Here is a 26,659-nt window from a genome sequence, read left to right as displayed (position 1 = left end):
TTTACAAATCAGTAACAAAAGTAAAAAAGGCGACTATAAGTCGCCTTTATTTTTGCCTCGTTGTAACATTGCCCTGCCCAAAAATTCCAATAACTCACCTGCTAAGCGTGCAATGAATAAAACCCGTCAAAAAGAGCTGACCCGCTGGTTAAAACAGCAAAGTGTAATTTCCCAACGATGGCTGAACATTTCACGCCTGTTGGGGTTCGTGAGTGGTCTGTTAATCGTCGCTCAGGCCTGGCTCATGGCCCGCATTCTGGACCATATGATCATGGCCAATATTCCCCGAGAGGCGCTGCTGCTTCCTTTCATCGTGCTGGTATTGATTTTCATCCTGCGGGCATGGGTCGTCTGGTTACGCGAACGGGTCGGGTTTCACGCAGGGCAACATATTCGCTTTGAAATTCGCCGCCAGGTGCTTGACCGTCTGCAACAGGCTGGTCCGGCCTGGATACAGGGCAAACCGGCCGGGAGCTGGGCCACTCTGATCCTGGAGCAGATTGACGATATGCATGATTACTATGCACGTTATCTGCCGCAAATGGCGCTGGCCGTATGCGTCCCATTATTGATTGTGGCGGCGGTATTCCCGTCAAACTGGGTAGCAGCCCTTATTCTGCTCGGAACAGCCCCACTGATCCCGTTATTTATGGCAATGGTCGGTATGGGCGCTGCCGATGCTAACCGCCGCAATTTTCAGGCTCTTGCCCGCCTCAGCGGTCATTTCCTCGATCGTCTGCGGGGCATGGAAACGCTAAGAATATTTGGTCGCGGTGAAGCCGAAACGGAAAGCATCCGCGCAGCGTCGCAAGATTTCCGCCAGCGCACCATGGAAGTCCTGCGCCTGGCGTTCTTGTCATCCGGTGTCCTTGAGTTCTTTACCTCTCTGTCTATTGCGCTGGTAGCGGTTTACTTCGGTTTTTCCTACCTCGGAGAGCTCGATTTCGGCCACTACGGGACAGGCGTCACGCTGGCGGCAGGCTTCCTCGCGCTCATCCTGGCGCCGGAGTTTTTCCAGCCCCTGCGCGATCTGGGTACGTTTTATCACGCCAAAGCGCAAGCCGTGGGTGCAGCTGATAGTCTGAAAACCTTCATGGAAACCCCGCTGGCTCATCCAGAGCGTGGCGACATTGAGCTGGCGACGAAAGACGCCGTTTCAATTGAGGCACACGATCTGATTATCACTTCGCCGGAAGGTAAAGTGCTGGCCGGCCCGCTCAACTTTACCCTGGCTGCCGGGCAACGTGCGGTGCTGGTTGGACGCAGCGGTTCCGGTAAAAGTTCGCTGCTTAATGTCCTGTCCGGTTTCCTCTCTTATCGGGGATCGCTGCGAATTAACGGCTTTGAACTTCGCGACCTGTCACCTGCTTCCTGGCGTAAACAGCTGTCATGGGTCGGGCAAAATCCGCAGCTTCCTGCCGCCACGTTACGCGAAAACGTTCTGCTGGCTCGCCCCGATGCCAGCGAAGAACAGCTACAAGCCGCACTCGACAGCGCCTGGGTCAGCGAGTTTTTACCGCTGCTGCCGCAGGGCGTGGATACGCCAGTCGGCGATCAGGCGGCCCGACTTTCCGTCGGGCAAGCGCAGCGCGTTGCCGTTGCTCGTGCCTTACTCAATCCCTGTCAGTTACTGCTTCTGGACGAACCCGCCGCCAGCCTTGATGCGCACAGCGAACAACGCGTGATGCAGGCGTTGAACGCGGCATCTCGCCGCCAGACCACGCTGATGGTGACGCACCAGTTGGAAGATCTTGCCGACTGGAACGCTATCTGGGTGATGCAGGATGGACAGATCGTTGAACAAGGTACCTGGACCGAACTTAGCTCAGCCAACGGGGCTTTTGCGACATTACTGGCTCATCGTCAGGAGGACATCTAAATGCGCGCTTTGCTACCTTATCTGACGCTGTATAAACGTCACAAATGGATGTTAACGCTGGGGATCGTTCTGGCGATCGTCACGCTGCTGGCAAGTATTGGCTTACTGACGCTTTCAGGTTGGTTCCTGTCGGCTTCTGCGGTGGTTGGCGTCACCGGGATTTACAGCTTTAACTATATGCTCCCTGCCGCAGGCGTACGCGGCGCAGCGATCACCCGCACCGCGGGGCGTTATTTCGAACGACTGGTCAGCCATGACGCAACGTTCCGTGTGCTGCAGCATTTGCGTATTTATACCTTCAGCAAACTACTGCCGCTCTCTCCTGCGGGCCTGTCCCGTTATGGACAGGGTGAATTACTTAACCGCGTGGTGGCTGATGTCGACACGCTCGATCATCTGTACTTGCGCGTGATCTCCCCGCTGGTGGGGGCTTTTGTCGTCATCATGGTGGTCACGCTGGGGCTAAGCGTTCTCGATTTCACGCTGGCTATCACCCTCGGCGGTATTATGCTGCTGACCTTATTTATTCTGCCCCCACTCTTTTATCAGGCAGGCAAAAGCACCGGACAAAGTCTGACGCATCTGCGTGGGCAATATCGTCAGCAGTTAACCTCCTGGCTACAGGGCCAGGCTGAATTGACCATTTTTGGCGCCAGTGAACGCTACCGCGCTCAAATGGAAGCCACCGAGTTGCAATGGCACGAAGCCCAGAGACGCCAGTCTGAATTAACAGCGTTGTCGCAGGCGGTCATGCTGTTAGTCGGCGCGCTGGCAGTGATTATGATGCTATGGATGGCCTCAGGCGGCGTGGGCGGTAACACCCAGCCAGGCGCACTGATCGCGCTGTTTGTCTTCTGTGCGCTAGCCGCGTTCGAAGCGCTAGCGCCTGTCACCGGCGCGTTTCAGCATCTCGGCCAGGTTATTGCCTCTGCGCTGCGCATCACCGAACTGACCGAACAGCAGCCAGAAGTGACCTTCCCGGATGCGGGTTCCTCGGTTTCAGAGCAGGTAACCCTTACGCTACGCGATGTGTCATTCAGCTATCCAGGACAGGCGCAAAAGGCGCTCGATACACTTTCCCTGCAGGCCAACCCCGGTGAACACATTGCGATTCTCGGTCGCACCGGCTGTGGTAAGTCAACGTTATTGCAATTGCTAACCCGCGCATGGGATCCGCAGAGTGGCGAGATTCTGATTAACGGACAGCAAATTGCGACCCTTAGTGAAGCCACACTGCGCCAGAGTATCAGCGTCGTGCCACAGCGCGTGCATCTGTTCAGCGCTACGCTTCGCGATAACCTGTTACTGGCGGCACCGCACACCGGGGATGACGCATTAGCCGCGATGTTGCGCCGCGTCGGTCTGGACAAACTGCTTGAGGATGATGGACTCAACGCCTGGCTGGGCGAAGGCGGTCGTCAGCTTTCTGGCGGCGAGCTCCGTCGTCTGGCTATCGCCCGCGCCTTATTGCACGATGCTCCGCTGATGCTGCTGGATGAACCCACCGAAGGGTTGGATGCCACAACGGAAAGTCAAATGCTTGAATTAATTAGCGATGTCATGCGCAACAAAACCGTATTAATGGTTACACATCGTCTGCGTGGGCTGTCACGTTTTGATCAAATAATAGTAATGGACAACGGACAAATTATTGAGCAAGGTAATCACGCAGATCTGTTAGCCAGGCAGGGGCGTTATTACCAGTTTAAGCAACGTCTGTAAGCTATTATTGAACGATCAAACTCGCGTAGTGGAGTTTCGCTGTCATGCGCCTGGTGCAACTGTCCCGCCATTCCATAGCCTTCCCTTCACCGGAAGGCGCTTTACGCGAGCCTAACGGTTTATTGGCGCTTGGCGGCGATCTCAGCCCTGCCCGCCTGCTGATGGCCTATCAGCGCGGTATTTTCCCATGGTTTTCACCTGGCGACCCCATCCTTTGGTGGTCGCCCGATCCGCGCGCCATTCTTTGGCCCGAGAAATTTCACCTCAGCCGCAGCATGAAACGCTTTCATAAAAATTCGCCTTATCGCGTGACGCTCAATTACGCGTTTGGTCAGGTGATTGAAGGCTGCGCGAATGACCGGGAAGAAGGCACCTGGATAACGCATGATGTGGTGGATGCTTACCATCGCCTGCACGAACTGGGGCATGCCCACTCAATTGAGGTGTGGCGACAAAATGAATTAGTGGGCGGTATGTATGGCGTGGCGCAAGGTACGCTGTTTTGTGGCGAATCGATGTTCAGCCGTCAGGAAAATGCGTCGAAAACCGCACTGCTTGTTTTTTGCGCTGAATTTATCCGTCAGGGCGGAAAATTAATCGACTGCCAGGTATTAAATAGCCACACAGCCTCGCTGGGCGCCGTCGAAACACCGCGTCGGGAGTACCTTGAGCACCTGAGCAGACTGCGCCAGCAGCGGCTACCGAGCCATTTCTGGATTCCCAGGACGTTATTTTCACCTCAGGAGTGAATGTTTTCGGCACATTTTTTGTCGGGGTGTTATAATTGTCGCGCAGAGTTGGTTTAGCCCATTACCCCGCCGCCGTTAAGGAACAGTTCGCGTCAGGCAACGCCTATCGTTTATCTCCTCGTTCCCTTACACGTTGCGCTTTAAGTGCGGCTTTGCCGTGTGTGGATAGAGTAATGCGCCAAACCCGATTTGCTGTGTTTTAAACGCACAAATCTTTACTTATTAAAAGAACTTCGGCATTATCTTGCCGGTTCAAATTACGGTAGTGATACCCCAGAGGATTAGATGGCCAAAGAAGACAATATTGAAATGCAGGGTACCGTTCTCGATACGTTACCTAATACCATGTTCCGCGTAGAGTTAGAAAACGGTCACGTGGTTACTGCACACATCTCCGGTAAAATGCGTAAAAACTATATCCGCATCCTGACGGGCGACAAAGTGACTGTTGAGCTGACCCCGTACGACCTGAGCAAAGGCCGCATTGTCTTCCGTAGTCGCTGATTGTTTTTAACGCCCGAATGGCGTCCAGATAATAAAAGGTCGGTTTAACCGGCCTTTTTTGTGGGCTAAAGCCTGGTATTTAATCCTCAATCATCCGCGCATATTCTTCCGTTAAGAAATCCACTAATGCGCGCACTGACGGTAATAATCCCCTGCGTGATGGAAAGACTGCGTGAATAATTTCTCGCTTAGGTTCCCAACCGTCGAGCAACGCCACCAACTCACCCGCAGCTAATTGATCTTTTACCATCAACTGTGGAAGTTGAACAACACCTACGCCGGCGACTGCGGCTTCGCGTAACGCCAGCATATCGGTGGTGATCATACGCGGCGTGAAATGCACCTCCGCCCGCGCGCCCTGCGGGCCGAATAACTCCCAACGATGCACATGTTTACCAGAGGCCAGACTCAAACCTGGCCAACGGGTCAGCTCTGCCGGAGAGTGTAGCGCCCCCATCTGCTCAATTAACTGCGGGCTGGCATACAAGCGATGTCCTCTGTCCGCCAGGACGCGCATCACCAGGTCGCTATCCTCAAATGGCCGAGGTCTGACGCGAATCGCCACATCCAGACCTTCTCCAACGACGTCAACACGACGGTTAGTGGCCTCCAGTTGTACTGATACGTCAGGATAACGTGCCATAAAACGGGCAAGCATTGGCCCGATATGCACATGCAGCAATGTGACAGGACAAGTCAACTTCACAACGCCACGCGGTTCAACCTGTAACGCTGCAATGGCATCCTGCGCCGCCTGCGCCTCCACCAGCATCGCCTTACAGTGTTCGTAAAAGGTTTGCCCGACTTCAGTCACGTTAAATTGCCGGGTGGTTCGCTGAATCAGTCGTACCCCTAGTCTCTCTTCGAGTTGCGCTATTCGTCGGCTCAGTTTTGATTTAGGTTCATCAAGCGCCCGACCCGCCGCCGCGAATCCCCCTTCCTCTACAACATGCACAAACCATGCAAAATCATTGAGATCCGGCCTTGTCATTTCATTGTCCTATTTTTGAGACAGTGAGAGCTATTTTAGCTACTACCCAGCTCGCTGTCATGAATATAAGCTTATTCACATCAAAACAACGCCACTGAGGAGACACATATGAAACAAGTAACAGGCGTCTACACCGCACCTCGCCCACACTGGGTTGGCGATGGATTTCCGGTTCGCTCGATGTTCTCTTACCAGTCTCATGCTGAGCAATTAAGTCCGTTCCTGCTGCTTGATTACGCGGGTCCGCATACGTTCACGCCGGGTAACGAAAAACGCGGCGTAGGTGAACACCCTCACCGCGGTTTTGAGACGGTGACTATCGTTTACAGCGGCGAAGTTGAACACCGTGATTCGACCGGTCGCGGCGGCATTATCGGCCCTGGCGATGTGCAGTGGATGACCGCTGGTGCAGGAATATTACACGAAGAGTTCCACTCCCCGGAATTTACCCGTCAGGGCGGTGAACTGGAAATGGTGCAACTGTGGGTCAATCTGCCGGCAAAAGACAAAATGGCCGTACCGGGTTATCAGGGCATCAGCAGCGATGTTATTCCCACCGTCGCCTTGCCCGATGATGCAGGCAGCGTTCGCGTGATTGCGGGCAGCTATCAGGATACGAAAGGCCCGGCACACACCTTTTCACCGCTGAACGTCTGGGATATGCGCCTGCAACGTAATCATCCGCTGACGTTGTCCCAGTCTGAAGGGTGGAGCACCGCTCTGGTGGTATTAAAAGGGAATATCACCGTAAACGGCACCACGCCTGCCAGCGAAGCACAACTGATAGTGCTAAGTCAGCAGGGGAAAACGCTACACATTGAAGCCACCAGCGACGCCAGCGTGCTGCTGTTGTCTGGCGAACCGTTGAACGAGCCGATTGTAGGTTACGGCCCGTTTGTGATGAATACGAAACAAGAAATCGCTGAAGCCGTCCGCGATTTTAACTCCGGCCGCTTTGGCCAAATCTGAATCGAAGGAGAAGAATATGTCCAGTCCTGCAAACTTTAATGGTTCACGTCCGGTCATCGATGTGAATGATTCCGTCATGCTGCTTATCGATCATCAGAGTGGGCTGTTCCAGACCGTCGGCGATATGCCAATGCCGGAACTGCGTGCGCGTGCCGCCGCGCTGGCTAAAATAGCAACCCTGGCGAAGATGCCGGTAATTACCACGGCATCGGTACCGCAGGGGCCTAACGGTCCGTTGATCCCAGAGATCCATGCCAATGCGCCACATGCCCAATACGTAGCACGTAAAGGCGAAATCAACGCCTGGGATAACGAAGACTTCGTGAAAGCGGTCAAAGCTACGGGTCGTAAGACGCTGATTATCGCCGGTACGATCACCAGCGTATGCATGGCTTTCCCGGCCATCAGCGCGGTTGTGGAGGGCTACAAGGTCTTCGCAGTGATCGACGCTTCCGGTACTTACAGCAAAATGGCGCAGGAAATCACCCTGGCACGTGTTGTTCAGGCTGGTGTGATACCGATGGATACCGCCGCCGTCGCTTCTGAAATTCAGGGAACATGGAACCGTGAAGACGCCGCTGAATGGGCTGAAGTGTATACCAAAATCTTCCCGGCTTATCAGTTGCTGATCGAGAGCTATAGCAAGGCCCAGGAAGTCGTGACCAACGGCGAAAAACTGGACTCTCAGCGCTAATCATATTCTCCGCGCCTGTCCGGGCGGAGGAATATGTACATTGCGTAACCAAACGAGAGTTAACACGTAAATTCTGCTTGACCGTTTTAGCGCAACTCCCTATAGTAGCGCCCCGTTGCCCCCAAGCGGTCAGGCAGCAATACAATATGGTGAGGTGTCCGAGTGGCTGAAGGAGCACGCCTGGAAAGTGTGTATACGGCAACGTATCGGGGGTTCGAATCCCCCCCTCACCGCCATATTCGAGAAAGAGCTCGTACGTAAGTACGGGCTTTTTTTTCGCATGTTGCACGCCTGCAGGGGGATGAGAAGCCCCGACCGGGGGTCGACACAAAATTGCCGGGAGCAATTTTGAACAGCGCATGCGCTGGCCCCGTAGGGGCGAGGCCCAGGGATGGGCCGAGTAGCGGCGCAGCCAGTTGGACAGACTGAGCGCGCAGCGAACAGGCTGCCCGAAGGGCGAGCGAAGCGAGTCAATCCCCCCCTCACCGCCATATTCGAGAAAGAGCTCGTACGTAAGTACGGGCTTTTTTTTCGCATGTTGCATTTGCCGGATGCAGCGCATGCGCCTCATCCGGCCTACATTTCAACATCTCTGCGTAGCCTGATAAGCATAGCGCCATCAGGCATGTCGGTTATTGTCGGCTGAGCAGAGTTAACACTTCGTAATGCGCGGTATGTGGGAACATATCAAAAAGTTGGACGCGTTCAATGCGATATCCAGGCAACTCGCGGATATCCTTCGCCATGGTTTGTGCATTACAGCTGGAGTAAACGATAAAACGCGGCGCCATGCGGGAAAGAAAATCGCACAGCGGCTTCCCAATCCCCCGACGAGGCGGATTCACCAGCACCAGGTCCGGCACTTCTCCCTGCGCGGTAGCAAACTGGGTTGAATCCAGCGCCTGAAAATGCAGATTCTGCAACCCAAGCTCCTGCGCCGACTGTTTCGCGCAGGTAATGGCCTCTGGCGCAATTTCAATACCCGTCAGTTTCATCTGCGGCGTGGCGCAGTGCAAACCAAACCCCCCGACGCCGCAAAACAGATCCCACATGTGATTAACCGGAAGCTGACGCACCCAGTCGCGCGCCGTGGCATATAAATGCCCAGCCACCACTGGGTTGGTCTGGAAGAAGCTCTGTGGGCGTATCCACAATGGCACATCGTTAAAGCGTTCAGCCAGCGCCTGTTGTTCCGTCAGGAAGATTTCGCTCTCCCCTTCCATAATCGCCATATGCACAGGTTGAATATTGGCGGTGATCACTTTTAACTGTGGAAGCTGGGCCTGTAACCATGGCAGCGCCGTACGCAGTTGTGCCAGTTTCGCATCGGAGCGCAGAACAAAACGCAGCATCATACCGCCATCAAACCGGCTTTCCGTTAACAGCAGATATTTCAGCTCCCCGCGTTTGCGCGCCACGTTATAGGGCGTCAACCCCGCACGGGCGATAAACGGTTTTAGTGCGGCAAACACCGGCGCAAAAGACTCAGGATAGAGCGGACACTCGCACAAATCCTCCGGCGTACCGTCACGATGCAGCATCCCCAGCAGCGGTTTTTCCACGCTGCCGCTGACCACCATTTTGGCTTTATTACGAAAAGCGCTCTCCGGGCCGCTGACCGGCGCGCACCATTCTCCGACCGGATAATCGGCCAGCAGATTCTGTAGATCGGCTGTTTTGGCGAAGAGTTGATCGGCGACAGGCTGCGTCATCCACTGACAAGAGCGGCAGCGTTCGGCGTCATAAAGTGCGCACTGCATACAAAAACCTAAAAATTAACAGGGGGCGAAGATTATACACGTTATTGCAAGCGGAAGAACCGCCTGCTGGACGCAGGAACAAACAGCAGTAGCAACACCAGCATATCCGGCAATTTTTGCATCACCAGCGTATGCAGGATTTCACGTCTGGACTCTCCCGCAATACTGAACAGTTCCGGATATCCATAGCCCAATGAGGCCGCCCACAGATAGACGCTGGCGATAATCTGGGTCAGTAGATAGACCCAGCGTGCCCAGTTCCGACCTTTAACCAGCGAAAATGCGCAGTAAATTTCGATAAACAGCAGCACCAGGCTACCCAGAAATACCAGCGTCAAATTCCAGGTCTGGACGCTGCGATGAATAAACTCGCTGGTTCCGCGAAACCCGAGCGTATTAAAAATCATCAACAGATCGAGACAGCGGATCATGATAATAGCCAGCGCCGCCACCTGCACTAAAGTAGGGACGTTTAAACGGGCATGTGATGTGGATGATTTCTTAAAAAATCCCAACGCGTCGTCTTCCATGAAAACGGCGCAGCCACCGCAGCTGCGCCGTATAGACAGGTTGGCAGATTTTAGTTTTTTCAGCCGCGTCTTGCACGTTGGATATCGCGAATCCGTTGTTTTTCTGTTCGCGCCATCAGATACCACGCGATAAATCCGATAATTCCTACTACGCCAAGTATCAACGTCGCCAGCGCGTTGATCTCCGGATTGACCCCCATACGTACGCTGGAGAACACCAGCATGGGTAACGTTGTGGCGCCAGGACCAGAAACAAAACTGGCAATGACCAGGTCATCGAGCGACAGCGTAAAGGCCAGTAACCACCCTGAGATCACCGCCGGCATAATCATCGGCAGCGTGATGACGAAAAAGACCTTCAGCGGCGTGGCGCCAAGATCCATCGCCGCTTCCTCAATGGAGTGATCCAGTTCGCGTAAACGCGAGGAAATCACTACCGCCACGTACGCTGTACAGAATGTGACGTGCGCCAGCCAGATGGTCAACATACCGCGATCCGCTGGCCAGCCGATGGCGTGCGCCAAAGCCACAAACAGCAGCAGCAGCGACAAACCGGTAATGACATCCGGCATCACCAACGGTGCGGTGATCATAAAGGCGAAACCATTTGATCCACGAAAACGACCAAAGCGCACCATCACCACGGCGGCGATGGTACCGAGAATTGCCGCCATCGTCGCAGCGCAGGCGGCAATCGTTAAGCTCATGCCCACGGCGCTTATCATCGCGCTATCGTGGAAAAGCTCACCATACCAACGCGTTGACCACCCCGCCCAGACCGTCACCAGCTTGGAGCTGTTAAACGAATAGATAACCAACATCAGCATCGGCGCGTACAGGAAAGTAAAACCCAGTACCAGGATAAAAATACGCCACGGCGAGCGAACGACCGGTAAGTTATTCATCCGTGTTCCCCCACGCTTTTTTGCTGATATTTATGGAACCACATGATCGGCACAATCAGTAACAGCAGCATAATAATGGCGACGGCAGAAGCCACCGGCCAGTCACGGTTATTGAAAAACTCCTGCCAAAGCACACGCCCAATCATGATGCTGTCCGGGCCGCCCAGCAGTTCCGGGATCACAAACTCCCCAACCGCCGGGATAAACACCAGCATTGACCCGGCAATAATCCCGCCCTTGGTCAACGGCACGATCACGCTAAAGAAGGTTTTCAACGGTCGGGCGCCTAAATCCAGTGCCGCTTCCACCAGCGAGTAATCAATACGCGTCAGCGCGGTATAAATCGGCAGCACCATAAAGGGCAAATAGGCGTAAACAATACCGATATAGACCGCCAGATTGGTGTGCAGAATCGTCAACGGTTGGTCGATAACGCCCAGCCACATCAGAACATTGTTCAGGACACCGTTATTTTTCAGGATGCCCATCCAGGCGTATACGCGAATCAAAAATGACGTCCAGGACGGCAGGATCACCAGCAGCAACAGAATATTGCGTGTCGAGGGTTTGCTGTGCGCGACCGCCCATGCCAGCGGATATCCCAACAGCAGGCAACAGACAGTCGAAATCCCCGCTACCTGCAAAGATTGCAGGTACGCATCAAAATAGAGCGGATCGTCCGTCAGTTGCAGGAAATTGCCTAAATTGAGGGTGATGGATAACTGATCGTCAGCCCATGAAATGAGGTCGGTATACGGCGGAATAGCCCGCGCCATTTCAGCCAAACTGATTTTGAAGACGATCAGAAATGGCAGCAGAAACAGGAGCATCAGCCACACATACGGCAGCGCGATGACCAGCTTGCGCCCGTGCTTCATTTGCAGCCGCGACATAAACAGCGTGAAACGCCCCACGTTATCCACGCGCGCCGGAGGTTCAAGTGTACTCATCTTCGCTCCTTAAACCGTCAACACCACACAGCTGTCCGCATCCCAACATAAACGGACTTCGTCACCCCAGGTTGGTAATCCCTTGCGATAACGATGTTCATTTTGTAGCTGAGCGCTCAGCATCTGGCCACTTTTCAAGCGTACGTGGTACACCGACAAATCACCCAGATAGGCAATGTGCACCACTTCGCCTACCGCGAAGTTATATCCCTCTGGCGGAGGGGCTTCGCAGAGCATGATTTTTTCCGGGCGCAGCGCAACATACACCGGGACGTTATCGACAACGGAAGCGTCTGCGTCCACTTTCAGCGGATGTACCAGTCCTGGAGACTCAATAACCAGACCATCTTCCTGACGCTCTTTCAGCAGCCCCTCAAAGACGTTAACCGAACCGATAAATTCTGCACTGTAACGCGTAGTCGGATGCTCGTAGATCTCTTCAGGCTCGCCGATCTGGACAAATTTGCCACGGTTCATGATCGCAATGCGGCCCGCCATCGTCATGGCTTCTTCCTGATCGTGCGTCACCATCACGCAGGTCACGCCGACACGTTCAAGGATATCCACCACTTCCAGTTGCATGCGGTCACGGAGCTTTTTATCCAGCGCCCCCATCGGTTCATCCAACAGCAGCAGCTTCGGGCGTTTCGCCAGGCTACGCGCCAACGCCACGCGCTGACGCTGACCGCCAGAAAGCTGATGCGGCTTACGTTTGGCAAACTCTTGCATATGCACGAGTCCTAGCATCTCACTCACCCGGCTGGCGATTTCAGCCTTTGGCAGCTTGTCCTGCTTGAGACCAAAGGCAATGTTCTGCTCTACCGTCATGTGCGGAAACAGTGCATAGGACTGAAACATCATATTAATCGGACGCAGATAAGGCGGGACATGCGCTAAATCGACGCCATCAAGCATAATTTGCCCGGTTGTTGGCTGTTCAAATCCCGCCAGCATCCGCAACAGGGTCGATTTACCGCAGCCGGACGCCCCGAGCAGAGCAAATATTTCACCTTTGTAGATAGTAAGATTGACGTCATCAACGGCGTGCTGACCGTCAAAGGACTTGGTCAGGTTGCGAATTTCAAGCAGCGGGGTCAGCGCCTTGCGGATTTTCGCTTGTGGGCGTGGGGTTGCATCATTCAATTAGGCGCTCTCCGGCATAAAACAAAGAAACGGTGCAAATAACGCACCACAGTGGTGCGTATTGCCGGGTTATGTGTGTCCGGGATCAACACTGCCCGGCAGGCGTAAATCCTGCCGGGTCACGTCCCGTACATCGGGTTATTTCCCGCTTTTTACCTTCGTCCAGGCGCGAGTACGTACACGGTCGATCTTCGGATCCTGTACTTTCAGCGTGAACAGCTTGGCGCGGACATCGGCAGGCGGGTAAATGCCCGGGTTGTCGCGCACGTCCTGGCTGACCAGTGCTGTCGCTTCTTTGTTGGCATTGGCATAGAACACGTGGTCAGAAATATGCGCAATTACATCAGGGCGCAGCAGGTAGTTGAGGAACTGATAGGCTTCGTCTTTGTTTTTCGCATCGGCTGGCATCGCGAACACATCAAAGAAGGCCATCGCACCTTCCTTAGGAATTGAGAAGGAAATATTGACGCCATTTTTCGCTTCTTTCGCCCGGTTTGCCGCCTGCCATACATCCCCTGCCCAACCAATCGCCACGCAGGTATCACCGTTTGCCAGGTCGTTAATGTACTGCGAGGAGTGGAAGTAGCGAATGTTCGGGCGCAGTTTCAACAGCAGATCGGTTGCTGGTCCGGTGTAATCATCCGCTTTGGTACTGTTTGGATCTTTACCCAAATAATTCAGCACGGTGGCAAACACTTCTTCGGGCGCGTCGAGGAAAGAGACGCCGCAGCTTTTGAGTTTTTCCAGATTTTCTGGCTTGAGGATCAGATCCCAGCTATTAACCGGCGCATCCGGCCCCAGTACCGCTTTCACTTTATCCACGTTATAGCCAATACCGGTTGTTGCCCACATATACGGCATCGCAAACTTGTTGTCCGGATCGTGTTTACCCACCAGCTTCAGCAATTCAGGATCGAGGTTTTTCCAGCCAGGCAATTTGCTCTTATCCAGCGGCTGGAAGACGCCCGCGGTCAGTTGACGCTCAAGGAAACTGGCGGATGGAACGACAAGGTCAAAGCCGGTACTGCCGGCCATGAGCTTACCTTCCAGCACTTCATTGGAATCAAATACGTCATAGATAACTTTAATTCCGGTCTCTTTTTCAAAATTAGCCACCGTATCCGGGGCAATATAATCAGACCAGTTATAAATATGCAGCGTTTTTTGTTCAGCAGCGAGCGTGCCAGCAGAGATGGCCATCAGAGCACCCGCAACCAGGCCTGGTAACCATCGTTTATTTAAGGCGGTCATAATCTCTTTCCTTCTGAAAGTTCGTTAACAAACGAACAAAAATGTCACACTCTAATGATATGCAAGAAACGTGCATATTCTTTCAAGCGGCACCCATGAAAAGAGAGGACTCTCCTCACGCCGCTATTGCGCGCTGTTATCCGCCCATGCATTCAATATGCATTGTGGCCACAGGTCAGGCCACAAGCGGCTGTTTGAATGATGACGTTGATAAGCTTCGCAAGAATAACTTTAGCCAGGATTTGTGGATATAGCCCAGATTAAAAAACGTCTTTTATCAATTTTTTATGCATGAATTGTCTATGACATACAGTGGAAGGCGCTGAATGGAGGTGAATAATTCTTTAATGAACGGTTAAATGCAGAATAAAAACAGGCAATACGCAACCGCTTTGGCAGCGGCTGCGCAATATATGTCCAGATTCAGGAAGAATTAATGGAGGAAATGAACTTCGGCGTTGCTGTTTTGCGCATCTTCTTCAGCGTTAAATAACAGCTGATGCGCACCGGCCTCGAGGATCACCATCGATATTTGCTCTTCACTCTGGCGAACAAAATATTCGAACTGCTCAAACGTCACGCCCGGGATAACGGATAAAGACTGGCAGACCACCAGCTTTGGCAGATTATCATCCTGCATATCCAGAAAGGCTTTCACCGTCAGTGAACTGGCGTTAATCGCAGACAGATCGGCGGCCAGCGGCAGTAGTGCAGAAGGTCTGACTTCTGCCATCGCGGAAAACAGAATGACGTTATCGACCAAATCAACTTTTGCATCAAAGATGCCGTCAAAATTCTGCATGTGCGGCAAATGCAGCGCCTGACAGGTATCGCATTCAAAAAAACTCATGCCCAGGTCGTCGAGCCATTGACGCAACGTATCCAGAGTGGGAACGACCAGTGATGTCATAATAATGTGCGACCTCTATTGATGAAAAAAATACCGGCACAGCTTACGCAAAAAGAGCGTGTCATACTACGATCGCAATCGATATTGTGCTTAGCCGCCGATTTTAAGGCAAAATTCAGGCGTAGCGTGACGCTCAATCCACTGGATCATCTTGCCGGCAATGTCTATTCCGGTGGTTTTCTCCACCCCCTCCAGGCCAGGAGAAGCGTTGACCTCCATGACCAGCGGCCCACGTTCAGCACGCAGAATATCAACGCCAGCAACGTCCAGACCCATTGTCTGAGCGGCTTTGAGCGCAATTTCCCTTTCGCGCGGCGTGATATTCGCAATAGTGGCAACCCCACCGCGATGGAGGTTAGAACGAAAATCACCTTCTTTGGCCCGGCGCTCAATGGCGGCCACCACCTCGTCACCCACCACGAAACAGCGAATATCTCGCCCTTTCGCTTCTTTGATATATTCCTGAACCAGAATATGGGCATTCAACCCACGAAAGGCATCCACCACGCTTTCTGCGGCCTGGCGCGTTTCCGCCAGTACCACGCCGATCCCCTGCGTACCTTCAACCAGTTTCACCACCAGCGGCGCGCCGCCAACCATGTCAATCATGTCGCTGGTATCGTCCGGAGAGTGAGCAATCCCGGTGATGGGTAAATCGATTCCCTGACGCGCCAGCAGCTGCAGCGAACGCAGCTTATCGCGCGCACGCGTAATCGCTACCGACTCATTCAGCGGATAGCTACCCAGCATCTCAAACTGGCGCAACGCCGCGGTACCGTAAAAGGTAATCGCTGAACCAATCCTTGGGATCACTGCATCGAAATGAGGAAGCTGGCGGCCCTTGTAATGAATAGAAGACGCCGCCGGGCTGATGTTCATATAGCAAGAAAGGGGATCGATAATTTCAACCAGGTGACCACGCTGCATCGCCGCTTCACGCAGGCGCTTACAAGAATAGAGCGTTCCGTCCCGGGACAAAATGGCAATTTTCACCCTGCACCTCTCTGAATGACCTGGTAAAAGCTGGCATATCATACACTGCGTTAAAATCTTTAGCGCGTAGCCCACCCCTGTTTATGCAAATATTCCAGGATAAAGGGGCCACTTTCTTTAATGGTGGTGCGGCGAAGAGTGATGTTGTCGGATTCCTTGACCACGCACAGGAGATGATCCGCTATCACGCCCCCCTGAGGGCGTGGCGAATAACAACGCTATCGGGTTGGTATCACACGTCGAGTTCCTCAAAACGGTTAACTGGGAGGACGTGATACAAGCGAAACGCTATGTGGGGCTTATGCTCCTCCACCAGATAATCCTGCCTTTCCTGCTTATCCTGGTGTGTTGTATCGATATTGTTTCATTCCGTAACAGTTCATTTTCCAATCATTCAGTTTCGAGTAATAAAGTAATGTCAGGATATGTGATCTAAAACAAAATTTTATTTTTCACAAGTCACTAGAATACCCCGCAAGTGGTACGACCAATTTACAGTTTGTTACACGAACTAAAAAAATAAATGAAGAGCAACTCTAAATTAATTGCCCTGGTAATTTCTGCATTAATTACCGCAAGTAGAACACAGAGATATTTTTTCTGATATGGCATTGGCTGATATTAACACTAAGCTTTTGCCAAGGAAGTTCTTAGCAAGAAAATTAATTTCGCAACAGACAGCAGCGTGATTGAATATAGTGCAAGCATCGTAACCAAAACGCTTTTTTATGATGCTGGTGATTTTAATAAAGTGATTTCATTTTACGAAAAGCAGCAACCCCGTAACACCCGAAATAATTATAGCAATTAAAGCCCCTGGATTTGGGGCCGACCAAACTCACATTTAATTTATCAAAAAGGATATTTGTATGAAAGCTGTAAAAACTCTGGTTGCTTTTACTATTCTGGCTTCTTTTGGTGTTAACGCTAACGGGTATATTATCCCGCATCAACCAGGAACGCCAGAATATGACTTGATGGCGAATGGCGTGATGGTTAATGGTGAATATCAGATCAACGGTGTAGCTGTTCCAGGTGTGAAAGTGGTGGACATCGGTCAGATGGGTTATGACCTCGAACAGGTTATAACCGATATGGAAAAACAGAAAGTAACTAACCAAGTCATTCTTGATGATGTTGGTTACGTGCAAAACATCGCTGAAACCGCGAACACCAACGCGACGGAAGCGCTGCGTAAGGTTGAAGATTACAAAGGTATTATTGATCTCAACACCAGTGATATCACCCAAATTAAACATCATCTGGATACGATGACTTCGGTCGATGTCTCCGGTAAAGCTGAACAATCTGATTTGACTGCTGTTTCTGATCGCGTTACCTCCACCGAAGTTAGCCTTACCAATATCAACACGGAAATGAACAACAAAGCAGATAAAGCTGATCTGGATGCGAAAGCGGATAAAACGGAACTCAACGCAATTAACGACCGTCTGAACAACTTGTCAGCAGTTGATGTTTCGAACAAAGCGGATAAAGCCGAAGTGACAGCGGCAATTTCTAACGCGGTTGCAGACAAGGTAAACCAAAACCAGGTTGATACCTCCATTGCGGAAGCGGTAGCGGGTAAGGTTGATAAAACGGAACTGGTTAAGGTAGCGGATACGGTAGGCGGTTTACAGAAGACTATGCTGGAAAAAGCTGATAAAGAAACCGTACAGAATCTTTCTGTAGCTGTTAGCGGCAAAGCGGATAAAAGTGATGTGGACGCAGCGCACAGCAAAGCAGACCAGATCAACCAGATTTTGCATGGTGCAACATCCACGATGGGTACGGATTCAACAGGTGATATCGGTCTGATTGCAAAGGTTGATAAGAACACAACCGATGTTCAAAACGTGAAAACTGATATTCAGGTAGTTTCTACTCAGGTTTCGAGCATTGTTGATTCTGTAAACCAGGCAACAACCCAGGCAGCAGAAGCAAAATCACAGGTTGATATTGCTACGGTTAAAGCCGATGTTGCCCAGACCACCGCGAACACCGCTTACAACATGGCAGACACCACACAACGCCAGGTTGCAGGGTTCGACGGTCGTATTACTGGTGTTGAACAGGAAGTTAATGGGCTAAACAAGTCGTTCTCTGACCTGAAGGCTAAAGTTGACCGTAACGAGAAGAAAGCAAACGCGGGGATCGCAAGCGTTGCGGCGCTGGCTGGCCTCCCTACTGTTGCGGGTTCTAAATTCTCTTTAGGTGCGGCAACTGGTGGTTATAGCGGTGAACAAGCAATTGCGGTTGGTGTTAACTTTAACGTTTCTGACCGTGTAGCGGTTAAAGCAGGTGTTTCCACCACGAGCGCTACACAGGTTGCGTACTCCACAGGGATCGCTGTGGGCTTTTAAATAAAGGATGGTGGAATCTCCCTTAATAAAAGAGAATATTTATGAATTATCAAAAAAATATGATGCTCTTATCGAAAAAAAGTAAGACAAGGATATAAAACAGCCTATAGATAATCCTTTTCGACAAAGTTACACAACCCGAATGAGAGGAAAGAAAATTCGGTCTTCGATTCAAATATTCAGCTAAATTTTTAGTGATGAAAGCATTAGCTGGTCGAAATGGTGAAATTTCATTTTATGAAATTGAATTGTGTAATGACTCTTTCACGCTGGAGAGAAGTTCGATTACTTTAGAAGATATTAGCTTACGGAATTTCCCGGCTGATAATCTGGAACATGATGTTACCTGTATTAGATGATTGATACAGGTATTTAGAAGGGGCGGCGAAAACACCGCCCAACAGCAAGGGGTTAGCGGATAGCAAAACCTTGTTTGTGCAAGTAGTCCAGGATGAACGGTCGGTTCTCTTTGATGATGGTTCGACGGATATGATCAGTCCACGTATCGCGGCGGTTGTTTGTCGCGCGCGTCATGTAGTAGTGAGCTAATTCTTCATCGTATTCTTGTAAAAGCGCTTTGTTTACAGTCTGATAGTTATTCTCATGCACAACTAAACCAGCGGGAAGACGAGGTTTTGTAATTTTTTCATATTGAGGAATTGACTTGTCCGGCCAGCCGAGGCATAGCCCAAACAACGGCAGAACGTGTTGCGGAAGCTTCAGCAGCTCAGTGACCGGCTCAATGTTATTTCGCAGACCGCCAATAAACACGCCGCCAAGTCCCAAAGATTCTGCCGCCGTCAGCGCATTTTGCGCCATCATCGCGGTATCAACAACGCCCAGTAGCAGTTGTTCCGCCAGCCCGAGTTGCGCGTCAGGGCAAATCTGCAAATGGCGATAAAAGTCAGCGCAAAACACCCAGAACTCGGCGGCCAGCGCCACATGTTTTTGTCCGCCGGATAAAGTAGCCAGTGATTCGCGCAGGGCGTTATCCGTTATGCGAACGATGGTTGTGCATTGTAAAAAACTGGAGCTTGAGGTCCCCTGAGCGGCGGCAATAATCGCCTCCCGCTGCGCATCCGAAATGGCATCATCGGTGAAATGGCGAATGGAACGGTGGCTACGAAGTAAATCAATGGTTGGCGTCATCTCTTTTTTCTCTGTCTGAACGTGAAGAATCACCGGGGGTTCGTGACATCAGCTGCGGCGCAACCAGTTGAGCAATACGCCACGTTAATACCACCGCGGCGGGAAGCATCAGCAGCACACCCAGAAATATCATCACCACGCAGGCTAACGGACTGCCAAGCGGTGCGGGTAAAGTGAGGTAATCGTTAAGCGATAGCAGCGCCAGCGATAACAAAACCATCCCGATTATTTCCAGCATCAATACGCTTTTGGGTAATGCACCAATTGTGCGCATAAGCGGCCTCCCGGCGAAATGGCTTTCATTATAAAACGTTCCGGCTTGTCGTGTTTAACAGTTATAGCTTGAGGGTATCAAAGCAACAGGCTGAACCTGCTTTTCATCCGTCACAAATCGCGGCATCATAACAAGTATTGCCATCCGGCCTGATAAGTTCGAGGAGAGAGAGATGTTTGCCGTTATTTTTGGTCGCCCAGGGTGCCCGTATTGCGTGCGCGCAAAAGAATTAGCAGAAAAATTAAGCAATGAGCATGACGATTTTAACTTCCGCTACATTGATATCCATGCCGAAGGTATTACGAAAGCCGATCTGGAAAAGACGGTAGGTAAGCCAGTTGAAACCGTTCCGCAGATTTTTGTTGATCAAAAACACATCGGCGGCTGCACGGATTTTGAAGCGTGGGCAAAGGAGAACATGAATCTGTTCGCCTGATCGCCGTTTCTACGCCCTCCGCTGGAGGGCGTCTTCAGTTCTTTTTCCGTCGATGATGCTGATTGAACAAGTTGCTGATAAACAAAAAACACAATGCGCCAAGCGCGCACCAAAACACCGCACTAAACAACCACGCCAGCTCTTGCCACAATGAACGCGTCGGCATAAAAACGAACCGCATCAGTAACAGACAGCACGGCGCCGCCAACATGGCACCAAGAAGGGGTTTGAGCACCTCCCGACGATGGGAGAAAAAGCTTGCTGCAGCGCCAGGCAGGATAAAAAACAACAATCCGACCTCAGGATGCCCTGCCGCTCTGAATGCCCCTTTCACGTTCAGCGTTAGTGAAAGACACACCACAATAAAGAGCACAAAGCAGCAGACCGCACCCGCCCAACTTTGCTTATGTTTCAATTGTTCCTCCTGACACATTCTCTATCGAACACTCTTTTCGCCCGCAGGCGTCCAGTCAGATAAAGTAACCAGGCATTCCATGCCAAAAACACACTCACACGATTCTTATAGCCGTTGATACGTAATGAGATTAAACTAACCGCATATATTGTTATGCTGCATTATTCGGGGCTGTGTACGAAGCTGTCGCCCCTTAATTTCTGGCAAAAACATTAGCGTAAATTGCCATTTCTTTCAATAGCTTACTAGTAAACAAGAAGTTAGTCTCCGTGAATATAAACGTCGCAGATTTGTTAAATGGGAATTACATCCTGTTATTATTTGTGGTCCTGGCACTGGGCCTGTGTCTGGGTAAATTACGTCTGGGTTCAGTCCAACTCGGTAATTCCATTGGCGTTTTAGTGGTGTCCCTATTATTAGGTCAACAGCACTTTAGTATTAACACCGATGCATTAAATCTCGGCTTTATGCTGTTTATTTTTTGTGTCGGCGTCGAAGCCGGTCCCAACTTTTTTTCGATTTTTTTTCGCGATGGGAAAAATTATCTAATGCTTGCTCTGGTGATGGTCGGCAGCGCCATGCTGATCGCCCTGGGGCTGGGTAAGCTATTTGGCTGGGACATCGGCCTGACGGCAGGTATGCTGGCCGGCTCGATGACCTCAACGCCGGTGCTGGTCGGCGCGGGTGACACCTTGCGCCATTCCGGAATGTCGGGGACATCGCTTTCAACCGCCCTCGATAACCTGAGCCTCGGTTATGCGCTCACCTATTTGATTGGTTTGGTCAGTCTGATTGTTGGCGCGCGCTACCTGCCGAAACTTCAGCATCAGGATCTGCAAACCAGCGCCCAACAAATCGCACGTGAACGAGGTCTGGACACTGATGCCAACCGTAAGGTTTATCTGCCGGTAATTCGTGCCTATCGCGTTGGCCCGGAACTGGTGGCATGGGCCGATGGCAAAAATCTGCGCGAGCTGGGTATCTATCGCCAGACCGGTTGTTACATTGAACGCATCCGTCGCAACGGCATCCTGGCCAACCCGGATGGCGACGCGGTACTGCAAATGGGCGATGAGATAGCCCTGGTGGGTTATCCGGATGCGCATGCCCGCCTCGATCCCAGTTTCCGTAATGGTAAAGAGGTGTTCGATCGCGATCTGCTCGATATGCGCATCGTCACTGAAGAGATTGTGGTGAAAAACCACAATGCCGTTGGCCGCCGCCTGGCCCAGTTGAAACTGACCGATCACGGCTGTTTTCTCAACCGCGTGATCCGTAGCCAGATTGAAATGCCTATCGATGACAACGTCGTGCTTAATAAAGGCGACGTGCTGCAGGTCAGTGGGGATGCTCGCCGCGTCAAAACCATTGCCGATCGTATCGGCTTTATTTCCATTCACAGTCAGGTGACCGATCTGCTGGCCTTCTGCGCCTTCTTTATCATCGGTCTGATGATCGGGATGATCACCTTCCAGTTCAGTAATTTCAGCTTCGGCATCGGGAATGCGGCTGGACTGCTGTTCGCCGGGATCATGCTGGGCTTCCTGCGTGCCAACCATCCAACGTTTGGCTATATCCCACAGGGGGCGCTGAACATGGTCAAAGAGTTTGGCCTGATGGTATTTATGGCAGGCGTCGGTTTAAGCGCGGGCAGCGGCATTGGCAATGGCCTTGGCGCCGTGGGTGGGCAAATGCTGATTGCCGGCCTGGTTGTCAGCCTGGTGCCGGTTGTCATCTGTTTCTTATTCGGTGCTTACGTATTGCGCATGAACCGCGCCCTGCTTTTTGGCGCCATGATGGGCGCGCGTACCTGCGCTCCGGCAATGGAAATCATCAGCGATACGGCACGCAGCAACATCCCCGCATTAGGCTATGCCGGGACCTACGCAATTGCCAACGTACTGCTGACATTAGCGGGGACACTCATCGTCATTGTCTGGCCTGGGCTTGGTTAGCGCTGAAATTTACTCTTAAACGAAAATTTTTTGCAGGTAAGCAGAACTTTTCTTTAAGACGTCAGTCATAACTATTGCCACTGCTTTTCTTTGATGTCCCCAATTTGTGGAGCCCATCAACCCCGCCGTTTTGGTTCAAGGTTGATGGGTTTTTTGTTGCCTGAATTTTGCAATCGCTGACTCCCTCCCCCGAAACTCTCTCACACATTTGCAGCATGCCGGTTATGACGCATACTTTTAGTCAGAGCTAAAGGTAATAGGTGGTTGCTATGTTACTCGCAGGCAAAGTCGCGGTAATTTTCGGTGGCAGCGGCGCTATAGGCAGTGCAGTTGCGCATGCTATGGCGCGTGAAGGCGCTCATGTGTATCTGGGCGCGCGCAGTCAGGAAAAGCTGGATTGGGTGGCCAGTAGCATTCGAACCGCGGGCGGTGCAGTCGAAACCTTTGTTACCGATGTACTCGACGAATACGGCACTTCAAAACAAATTACTCAGCTTGCGCAGCAAACCGGTGGAATAGATGTGGTGGTTAACGCAACCGGCTTTATGCATGAACAGGGCAAACGCATCGAGGCGTTATCCCTTTCTGATTTTATGAGCGGTATCACCCCTTTCCTCTCGGCGCAGTTCAATATCGCAAAAGCCGTAACACCACACATGGGTGGCAATCGTGCGGGCGTCATTCTCACCGTTGTCGCGCCCGCAGCCCCGATGGCGATGCCTGGACATCTGGGACACATCGTCGGCTGTGCGGGAACAGAGGCCTTTATTAAAGCTCTTGTCAGCGAACTGGGGCCGGCGAATATTCGGGTCGTCGGCGTGCGCTCGCATGCGATTGTGGATGCCGTTCAGGCCGGTTCCTATACCGGGGAGATTTTTACCGCTAAAGCGCAGTCCATGGGTATTACCGTCGCACAATGGTTAGGTGGTGCGGCGCAAAGTACCATGCTTGGGCGCCTGCCTACGCTTGCACAAATCGCTGAGGTAATGACCTTTTTGGCTTCAGACCATGCCGGAGCAATCACCGCAACGGTGGTGAATATTACCGGCGGCGCTACGCACAACTGACCGTTGCGGGCAACCCCGCAATACGCTCCACCATCAGCAAGATATCTTCTCGCCGCAGCGGCTTTTTGTCCGTGACAAAATGCAGCGTCATCCCTTCAATAAACGCATCCAGCGCCCGCGCCGTAACCGGAGCAAACCACTGCTCAAGAGTTTGTTGGCTGCGTAACATCCAGTTTTGCATCACCGTTTTTAGTGCCGGTTTACGGCTGGCGAAGGCATACAACTGATACATGAGTTCCATGTTATCGGGTGTCGTGACCTGGGAGCTGTAAATCATATCGGTAATCGCATGGCAAGCCTGCGACGCATCCGTGACGTCGGCAAAAAAAGCCTGATACTGCAGCATCATCCTGTCAGTAAAACGGTCAAACGCCTCCATTAAAAGCTCATCAATTCCCGAAAAGTAATAGGTCATAGAACCCAAGGGCACCTGAGCAATTGTCGCAATCTTCCGATGTGTAACCGCATGAATACCATGGGCTATTACCGCATCCAGAGTCGCCTGAACTATTTTTTCCCGCCGCTGCGGATCGTTCGCACGTCGCACTGCATTACCTCTTCTTGCATTTGTGTACAAATGTACACAACCTTGCTAAGGTTGTCTTCTTTCCTCTTTTCTTCGGCTCGAATTCATGACTGGCATCTCATCACGCAAAGCCTTAAGACGTCGCACCTGGGCACTGTTCACGTTCTTCTTTTTACCAGGATTATTAATGGCCTCCTGGGCAACGCGTACCCCTGCCATCAGAGATATCCTCTCCATCTCAACCGCCGAAATGGGCGCGGTGCTGTTTGGACTCTCAATTGGTTCGATGAGTGGCATTCTTTGTTCGGCCTGGCTGGTGAAACGATTTGGCACGCGTAAAGTGATCCGCACCACCATGTCTTGCGCAGTCCTCGGAATGGCAATCCTCAGCGTGGCGCTCTGGCTGCATTCCGCATGGCTTTTCGCATTTGGTCTGGGCGTGTTCGGCGCCAGCTTTGGCGCAGCAGAAGTTGCCATCAACGTCGAAGGTGCGGCTGTTGAGCGCGAAATGAATAAAACCGTACTGCCGATGATGCACGGTTTTTACAGCCTGGGAACGCTGGCGGGTGCCGGAGTCGGGATGATGCTTACCGCCTTCAGCGTACCGGCGACCGCGCATATCTTGCTGGCGGCGATGGTGGCTATCACCCCTATCTTCATCGCCATCAAAGCCATTCCTGACGGCACGGGTAAAAATGCCGCTGACGGGTCTCGCTCCGGCGAAAAAGGACTGCCTTTTTATCGCGATATTCAGCTATTGCTGATTGGCGTCGTGGTGCTCGCAATGGCATTTGCTGAAGGTTCCGCCAACGACTGGCTTCCGCTGCTGATGGTGGACGGACATGGATTTAGCCCGACATCAGGCTCGCTGATTTATGCCGGATTTACGCTGGGCATGACCGTTGGACGATTTACTGGCGGCTGGTTCATCGACCGCTACAGCCGCGTCGCGGTAGTGCGCGCCAGTGCGCTAATGGGTGCTCTTGGGATTAGCCTGATTATTTTTGTCGACAGCACTTGGGTGGCGGGTGTTTCCGTTATTTTGTGGGGACTCGGCGCATCACTGGGCTTCCCACTGACCATTTCGGCTGCCAGCGACACCGGCCCCGATGCGCCAACCCGCGTCAGCGTTGTCGCCACTACCGGCTATCTGGCGTTCCTGGTTGGACCACCGCTGCTGGGCTACCTGGGTGAACACTACGGCCTGCGTAGCGCTATGCTGGTGGTGCTGGCGCTGGTGCTTGTCGCCGCCATCGTCGCGAAAGCGGTGGCAAAACCGGATCTCAAAAACACCACTGTGATGGAGAACAGCTAATGCGTATCAAACTGATTGCAGTCGACATGGACGGCACATTTTTAAGCGACCAAAAAACCTATAATCGTGAGCGCTTTATGGCGCAATACCGCCAGATGAAAGAACAAGGGATCCGCTTTGTGGTCGCCAGCGGCAACCAGTATTACCAGCTCATCTCCTTTTTCCCTGAACTGGCCAGTGAAATCTCATTTGTCGCCGAAAACGGCGGATGGGTGGTCAGCGAAGGGGAAGATGTCTTTAACGGTGAGCTGGCAAAAGACGATTTCCATGCCATTGTGGAACATCTGCTGACACGTACGGACATCGACATTATCGCCTGCGGTAAAAATAGCGCCTATACCCTGAAGCGGTACAGCGATGAGCATAAGACTGTCTCCGCCATGTATTATCATCGTCTTGAATTTGTGGATAATTTTGACAACCTCAACGACATTTTCTTCAAGTTCGGGCTAAATATTTCAGACGATCGTATCCCCCAGGTGCAGGCTGACCTCCATGAGGCGATTGGCGACATTATGGTGCCGGTACATACCGGCTACGGCAGCATCGATTTAATTATACCCGGTGTGCATAAGGCAAACGGTCTGCGTCTGCTGCAACAACGCTGGAATATTACCGACGATGAGGTTGTTGTGTTTGGCGATGGCGGCAATGATATTGAGATGCTGCGTCAGGCAGGATTTAGTTTTGCAATGGCGAACGCCCATGAGCCGGTTATCCAGGCGGCAAAATATCGCGCAGGGTCGAACAACGAAGAGGGCGTGCTGGATATTATCGACCGCGTGTTAAAGAATGAAGCACCGTTTACGCAATAACGCCTCAGCACAGACGGCAACAAAATGATGGCATGATCTATTCATAATCCGCCTCAAATTAACCCGCTGGATTATTACCTCCAGTGAATATTCAGACGAGCGGATTATGAAGAAAAGTGTACTGATAGCGACATTGTTACTGGGTTTTGCGGGGACAACATTTGCGCAAAGCGTTACCGTTGATGTACCAAGCGGTTATAAGGTGGTGGTAGTGCCCTCTTCCGTCAGCGTTCCGCAGGCGGTCAGCGTCACCACCACGCCACAAACGGTGTATGTTGCTCCGGCGCCTGCCCCGGCCCCTGTCTATCGCGCACATCCTTATGCGCGACATGTTGCAAGCGTCGGTGAAGGAATGATCATCGAACACCAGATTGACGATCATCACTAAGTTTTT

The 26,659-nt window shown here is 52.0% G+C and carries 26 protein-coding genes, 1 tRNA gene and 2 pseudogenes; 15 read left to right on the top strand and 14 right to left on the bottom strand.

From position 1 onward, the window contains the following. Positions 1 to 112: 112 nt before the first annotated feature. The 5 genes and pseudogenes from cydD to infA all read left to right on the top strand — a co-directional run bounded on the left by cydD (position 113) and on the right by infA (position 4,854). A complete protein-coding gene (gene cydD, locus WC7_RS17615) occupies positions 113 to 1,879 on the top strand; it encodes a heme ABC transporter permease/ATP-binding protein CydD (protein WP_016152426.1) in 1,767 nt (588 codons plus the stop codon). Beyond that, a complete protein-coding gene (gene cydC, locus WC7_RS17620) occupies positions 1,880 to 3,601 on the top strand; it encodes a heme ABC transporter ATP-binding protein/permease CydC (protein ID WP_016152425.1) in 1,722 nt (573 codons plus the stop codon). It abuts the gene before it with no gap. A 44-nt stretch (positions 3,602 to 3,645) separates the two neighbouring features. Beyond that, on the top strand, positions 3,646 to 4,350 hold the full coding sequence (aat, locus tag WC7_RS17625; RefSeq protein WP_016152424.1) for a leucyl/phenylalanyl-tRNA--protein transferase: 705 nt from the start codon (positions 3,646 to 3,648) through the stop codon (positions 4,348 to 4,350). Next, positions 4,351 to 4,708, top strand: a pseudogene (locus WC7_RS26315) (hypothetical protein). After that, the gene (infA, locus tag WC7_RS17630; protein WP_002211347.1) at positions 4,636 to 4,854 is read left to right on the top strand and encodes a translation initiation factor IF-1; all 219 of its coding nucleotides are present in this window, start codon (positions 4,636 to 4,638) and stop codon (positions 4,852 to 4,854) included. Before WC7_RS26315 ends, infA begins: the two are co-directional and overlap by 73 nt. 79 nt (positions 4,855 to 4,933) lie before the next feature. On the opposite strand, the gene WC7_RS17635 is transcribed toward infA, so the two are convergent. Continuing rightward, positions 4,934 to 5,845, bottom strand: coding sequence for a LysR family transcriptional regulator (locus WC7_RS17635; protein ID WP_016152423.1), 912 nt, complete (start codon positions 5,843 to 5,845; stop codon positions 4,934 to 4,936). Positions 5,846 to 5,953: 108 nt separating this feature from the next. Here WC7_RS17635 and WC7_RS17640 point away from each other — a divergent pair, with 108 nt between their 5' ends. The 3 genes from WC7_RS17640 to WC7_RS17650 all read left to right on the top strand — a co-directional run bounded on the left by WC7_RS17640 (position 5,954) and on the right by WC7_RS17650 (position 7,744). Beyond that, positions 5,954 to 6,814, top strand: a complete 861-nt coding sequence (locus WC7_RS17640) for a pirin family protein (protein WP_016152422.1) — start codon at positions 5,954 to 5,956, stop codon at positions 6,812 to 6,814. 16 nt (positions 6,815 to 6,830) lie between these two features. Continuing rightward, entirely contained in the window at positions 6,831 to 7,508 is a 678-nt protein-coding gene (locus tag WC7_RS17645; RefSeq protein WP_016152421.1) for an isochorismatase family protein, read from the top strand. A 148-nt stretch (positions 7,509 to 7,656) separates the two neighbouring features. Then, positions 7,657 to 7,744: transfer RNA gene (locus WC7_RS17650), tRNA-Ser, on the top strand. A gap of 396 nt (positions 7,745 to 8,140) precedes the next feature. On the opposite strand, the gene rlmC is transcribed toward WC7_RS17650, so the two are convergent. The 9 genes and pseudogenes from rlmC to WC7_RS26595 form a co-directional block, all read right to left on the bottom strand. Next, positions 8,141 to 9,268 (bottom strand): 23S rRNA (uracil(747)-C(5))-methyltransferase RlmC, encoded by a 1,128-nt coding sequence (gene rlmC, locus WC7_RS17655; protein ID WP_016152419.1) that lies wholly within the window; start codon positions 9,266 to 9,268, stop codon positions 8,141 to 8,143. Positions 9,269 to 9,309: 41 nt separating this feature from the next. Beyond that, complete coding sequence (locus tag WC7_RS17660; RefSeq protein ID WP_016152418.1) at positions 9,310 to 9,798, bottom strand: YbjO family protein; 489 nt, start codon at positions 9,796 to 9,798, stop codon at positions 9,310 to 9,312. Positions 9,799 to 9,857: 59 nt separating this feature from the next. Next, positions 9,858 to 10,703: a putrescine ABC transporter permease PotI gene (potI, locus tag WC7_RS17665; RefSeq protein ID WP_016152417.1), complete on the bottom strand. Its 846-nt coding sequence runs from the start codon at positions 10,701 to 10,703 to the stop codon at positions 9,858 to 9,860. After that, on the bottom strand, positions 10,700 to 11,653 hold the full coding sequence (potH, locus tag WC7_RS17670) for a putrescine ABC transporter permease PotH (RefSeq protein WP_016152416.1): 954 nt from the start codon (positions 11,651 to 11,653) through the stop codon (positions 10,700 to 10,702). The genes potI and potH overlap by 4 nt, the downstream gene beginning before the upstream one ends. 9 nt (positions 11,654 to 11,662) lie before the next feature. Next, positions 11,663 to 12,796: a putrescine ABC transporter ATP-binding subunit PotG gene (potG, locus tag WC7_RS17675; RefSeq protein WP_016152415.1), complete on the bottom strand. Its 1,134-nt coding sequence runs from the start codon at positions 12,794 to 12,796 to the stop codon at positions 11,663 to 11,665. 138 nt (positions 12,797 to 12,934) lie between these two features. Beyond that, positions 12,935 to 14,047: a spermidine/putrescine ABC transporter substrate-binding protein PotF gene (potF, locus tag WC7_RS17680; protein ID WP_016152414.1), complete on the bottom strand. Its 1,113-nt coding sequence runs from the start codon at positions 14,045 to 14,047 to the stop codon at positions 12,935 to 12,937. 433 nt (positions 14,048 to 14,480) lie between these two features. Next, entirely contained in the window at positions 14,481 to 14,957 is a 477-nt protein-coding gene (locus WC7_RS17685; protein ID WP_016152413.1) for a type III secretion system chaperone family protein, read from the bottom strand. Positions 14,958 to 15,047: 90 nt separating this feature from the next. After that, a complete protein-coding gene (gene rimK, locus WC7_RS17690; RefSeq protein WP_016152412.1) occupies positions 15,048 to 15,950 on the bottom strand; it encodes a 30S ribosomal protein S6--L-glutamate ligase in 903 nt (300 codons plus the stop codon). Positions 15,951 to 16,009: 59 nt separating this feature from the next. Next, positions 16,010 to 16,087 (bottom strand): annotated as a pseudogene (locus WC7_RS26595) (oxygen-insensitive NADPH nitroreductase); the annotation flags it as partial. A gap of 732 nt (positions 16,088 to 16,819) precedes the next feature. Here WC7_RS26595 and WC7_RS24855 point away from each other — a divergent pair. Further along, the gene (locus WC7_RS24855) at positions 16,820 to 18,313 is read left to right on the top strand and encodes a YadA-like family protein (protein ID WP_016152411.1); all 1,494 of its coding nucleotides are present in this window, start codon (positions 16,820 to 16,822) and stop codon (positions 18,311 to 18,313) included. 411 nt (positions 18,314 to 18,724) lie between these two features. On the opposite strand, the gene nfsA is transcribed toward WC7_RS24855, so the two are convergent. After that, on the bottom strand, positions 18,725 to 19,462 hold the full coding sequence (gene nfsA, locus WC7_RS17695; protein WP_016152410.1) for an oxygen-insensitive NADPH nitroreductase: 738 nt from the start codon (positions 19,460 to 19,462) through the stop codon (positions 18,725 to 18,727). Next, on the bottom strand, positions 19,446 to 19,736 hold the full coding sequence (locus tag WC7_RS17700; protein WP_016152409.1) for a YbjC family protein: 291 nt from the start codon (positions 19,734 to 19,736) through the stop codon (positions 19,446 to 19,448). Before WC7_RS17700 ends, nfsA begins: the two co-directional genes overlap by 17 nt. A gap of 172 nt (positions 19,737 to 19,908) precedes the next feature. On the opposite strand from WC7_RS17700, the gene WC7_RS17705 reads away from it, so the two are divergent. Next, positions 19,909 to 20,172 carry a GrxA family glutaredoxin gene (locus tag WC7_RS17705; protein ID WP_016152408.1) on the top strand — a complete coding sequence of 88 codons (264 nt, stop codon included), beginning with the start codon at positions 19,909 to 19,911 and terminating at the stop codon, positions 20,170 to 20,172. A 34-nt stretch (positions 20,173 to 20,206) separates the two neighbouring features. On the opposite strand, the gene WC7_RS17710 is transcribed toward WC7_RS17705, so the two are convergent. Beyond that, positions 20,207 to 20,587, bottom strand: a complete 381-nt coding sequence (locus tag WC7_RS17710; protein WP_016152407.1) for an inner membrane protein YbjM — start codon at positions 20,585 to 20,587, stop codon at positions 20,207 to 20,209. A gap of 269 nt (positions 20,588 to 20,856) precedes the next feature. Here WC7_RS17710 and WC7_RS17715 point away from each other — a divergent pair, with 269 nt between their 5' ends. Beyond that, positions 20,857 to 22,542, top strand: coding sequence for an aspartate:alanine antiporter (locus WC7_RS17715; protein WP_016152406.1), 1,686 nt, complete (start codon positions 20,857 to 20,859; stop codon positions 22,540 to 22,542). Between the two features lie 269 nt (positions 22,543 to 22,811). After that, the gene (locus WC7_RS17720; protein WP_016152405.1) at positions 22,812 to 23,609 is read left to right on the top strand and encodes an SDR family NAD(P)-dependent oxidoreductase; all 798 of its coding nucleotides are present in this window, start codon (positions 22,812 to 22,814) and stop codon (positions 23,607 to 23,609) included. Here WC7_RS17720 and WC7_RS17725 read toward each other — a convergent pair. Beyond that, a complete protein-coding gene (locus tag WC7_RS17725) occupies positions 23,596 to 24,156 on the bottom strand; it encodes a TetR/AcrR family transcriptional regulator (RefSeq protein ID WP_016152404.1) in 561 nt (186 codons plus the stop codon). The genes WC7_RS17720 and WC7_RS17725 overlap by 14 nt on opposite strands. An 85-nt stretch (positions 24,157 to 24,241) precedes the next feature. Here WC7_RS17725 and WC7_RS17730 point away from each other — a divergent pair, with 85 nt between their 5' ends. The 3 genes from WC7_RS17730 to WC7_RS17740 all read left to right on the top strand — a co-directional run bounded on the left by WC7_RS17730 (position 24,242) and on the right by WC7_RS17740 (position 26,653). After that, the gene (locus WC7_RS17730) at positions 24,242 to 25,450 is read left to right on the top strand and encodes an MFS transporter (protein ID WP_032946991.1); all 1,209 of its coding nucleotides are present in this window, start codon (positions 24,242 to 24,244) and stop codon (positions 25,448 to 25,450) included. Continuing rightward, positions 25,450 to 26,265 carry a Cof-type HAD-IIB family hydrolase gene (locus tag WC7_RS17735; protein ID WP_016152402.1) on the top strand — a complete coding sequence of 272 codons (816 nt, stop codon included), beginning with the start codon at positions 25,450 to 25,452 and terminating at the stop codon, positions 26,263 to 26,265. Before WC7_RS17730 ends, WC7_RS17735 begins: the two co-directional genes overlap by 1 nt. A 106-nt stretch (positions 26,266 to 26,371) precedes the next feature. Continuing rightward, complete coding sequence (locus tag WC7_RS17740) at positions 26,372 to 26,653, top strand: hypothetical protein (RefSeq protein ID WP_016152401.1); 282 nt, start codon at positions 26,372 to 26,374, stop codon at positions 26,651 to 26,653. Positions 26,654 to 26,659: the final 6 nt, after the last annotated feature.

It is taken from the genome of Citrobacter sp. KTE151, assembly GCF_000398845.1.
Classification (GTDB): Bacteria; Pseudomonadota; Gammaproteobacteria; order Enterobacterales; family Enterobacteriaceae; genus Citrobacter; species Citrobacter braakii.
Note: the sequence above shows the minus strand (reverse complement) of the source record. Positions and strands in the feature narration are given on the sequence as shown.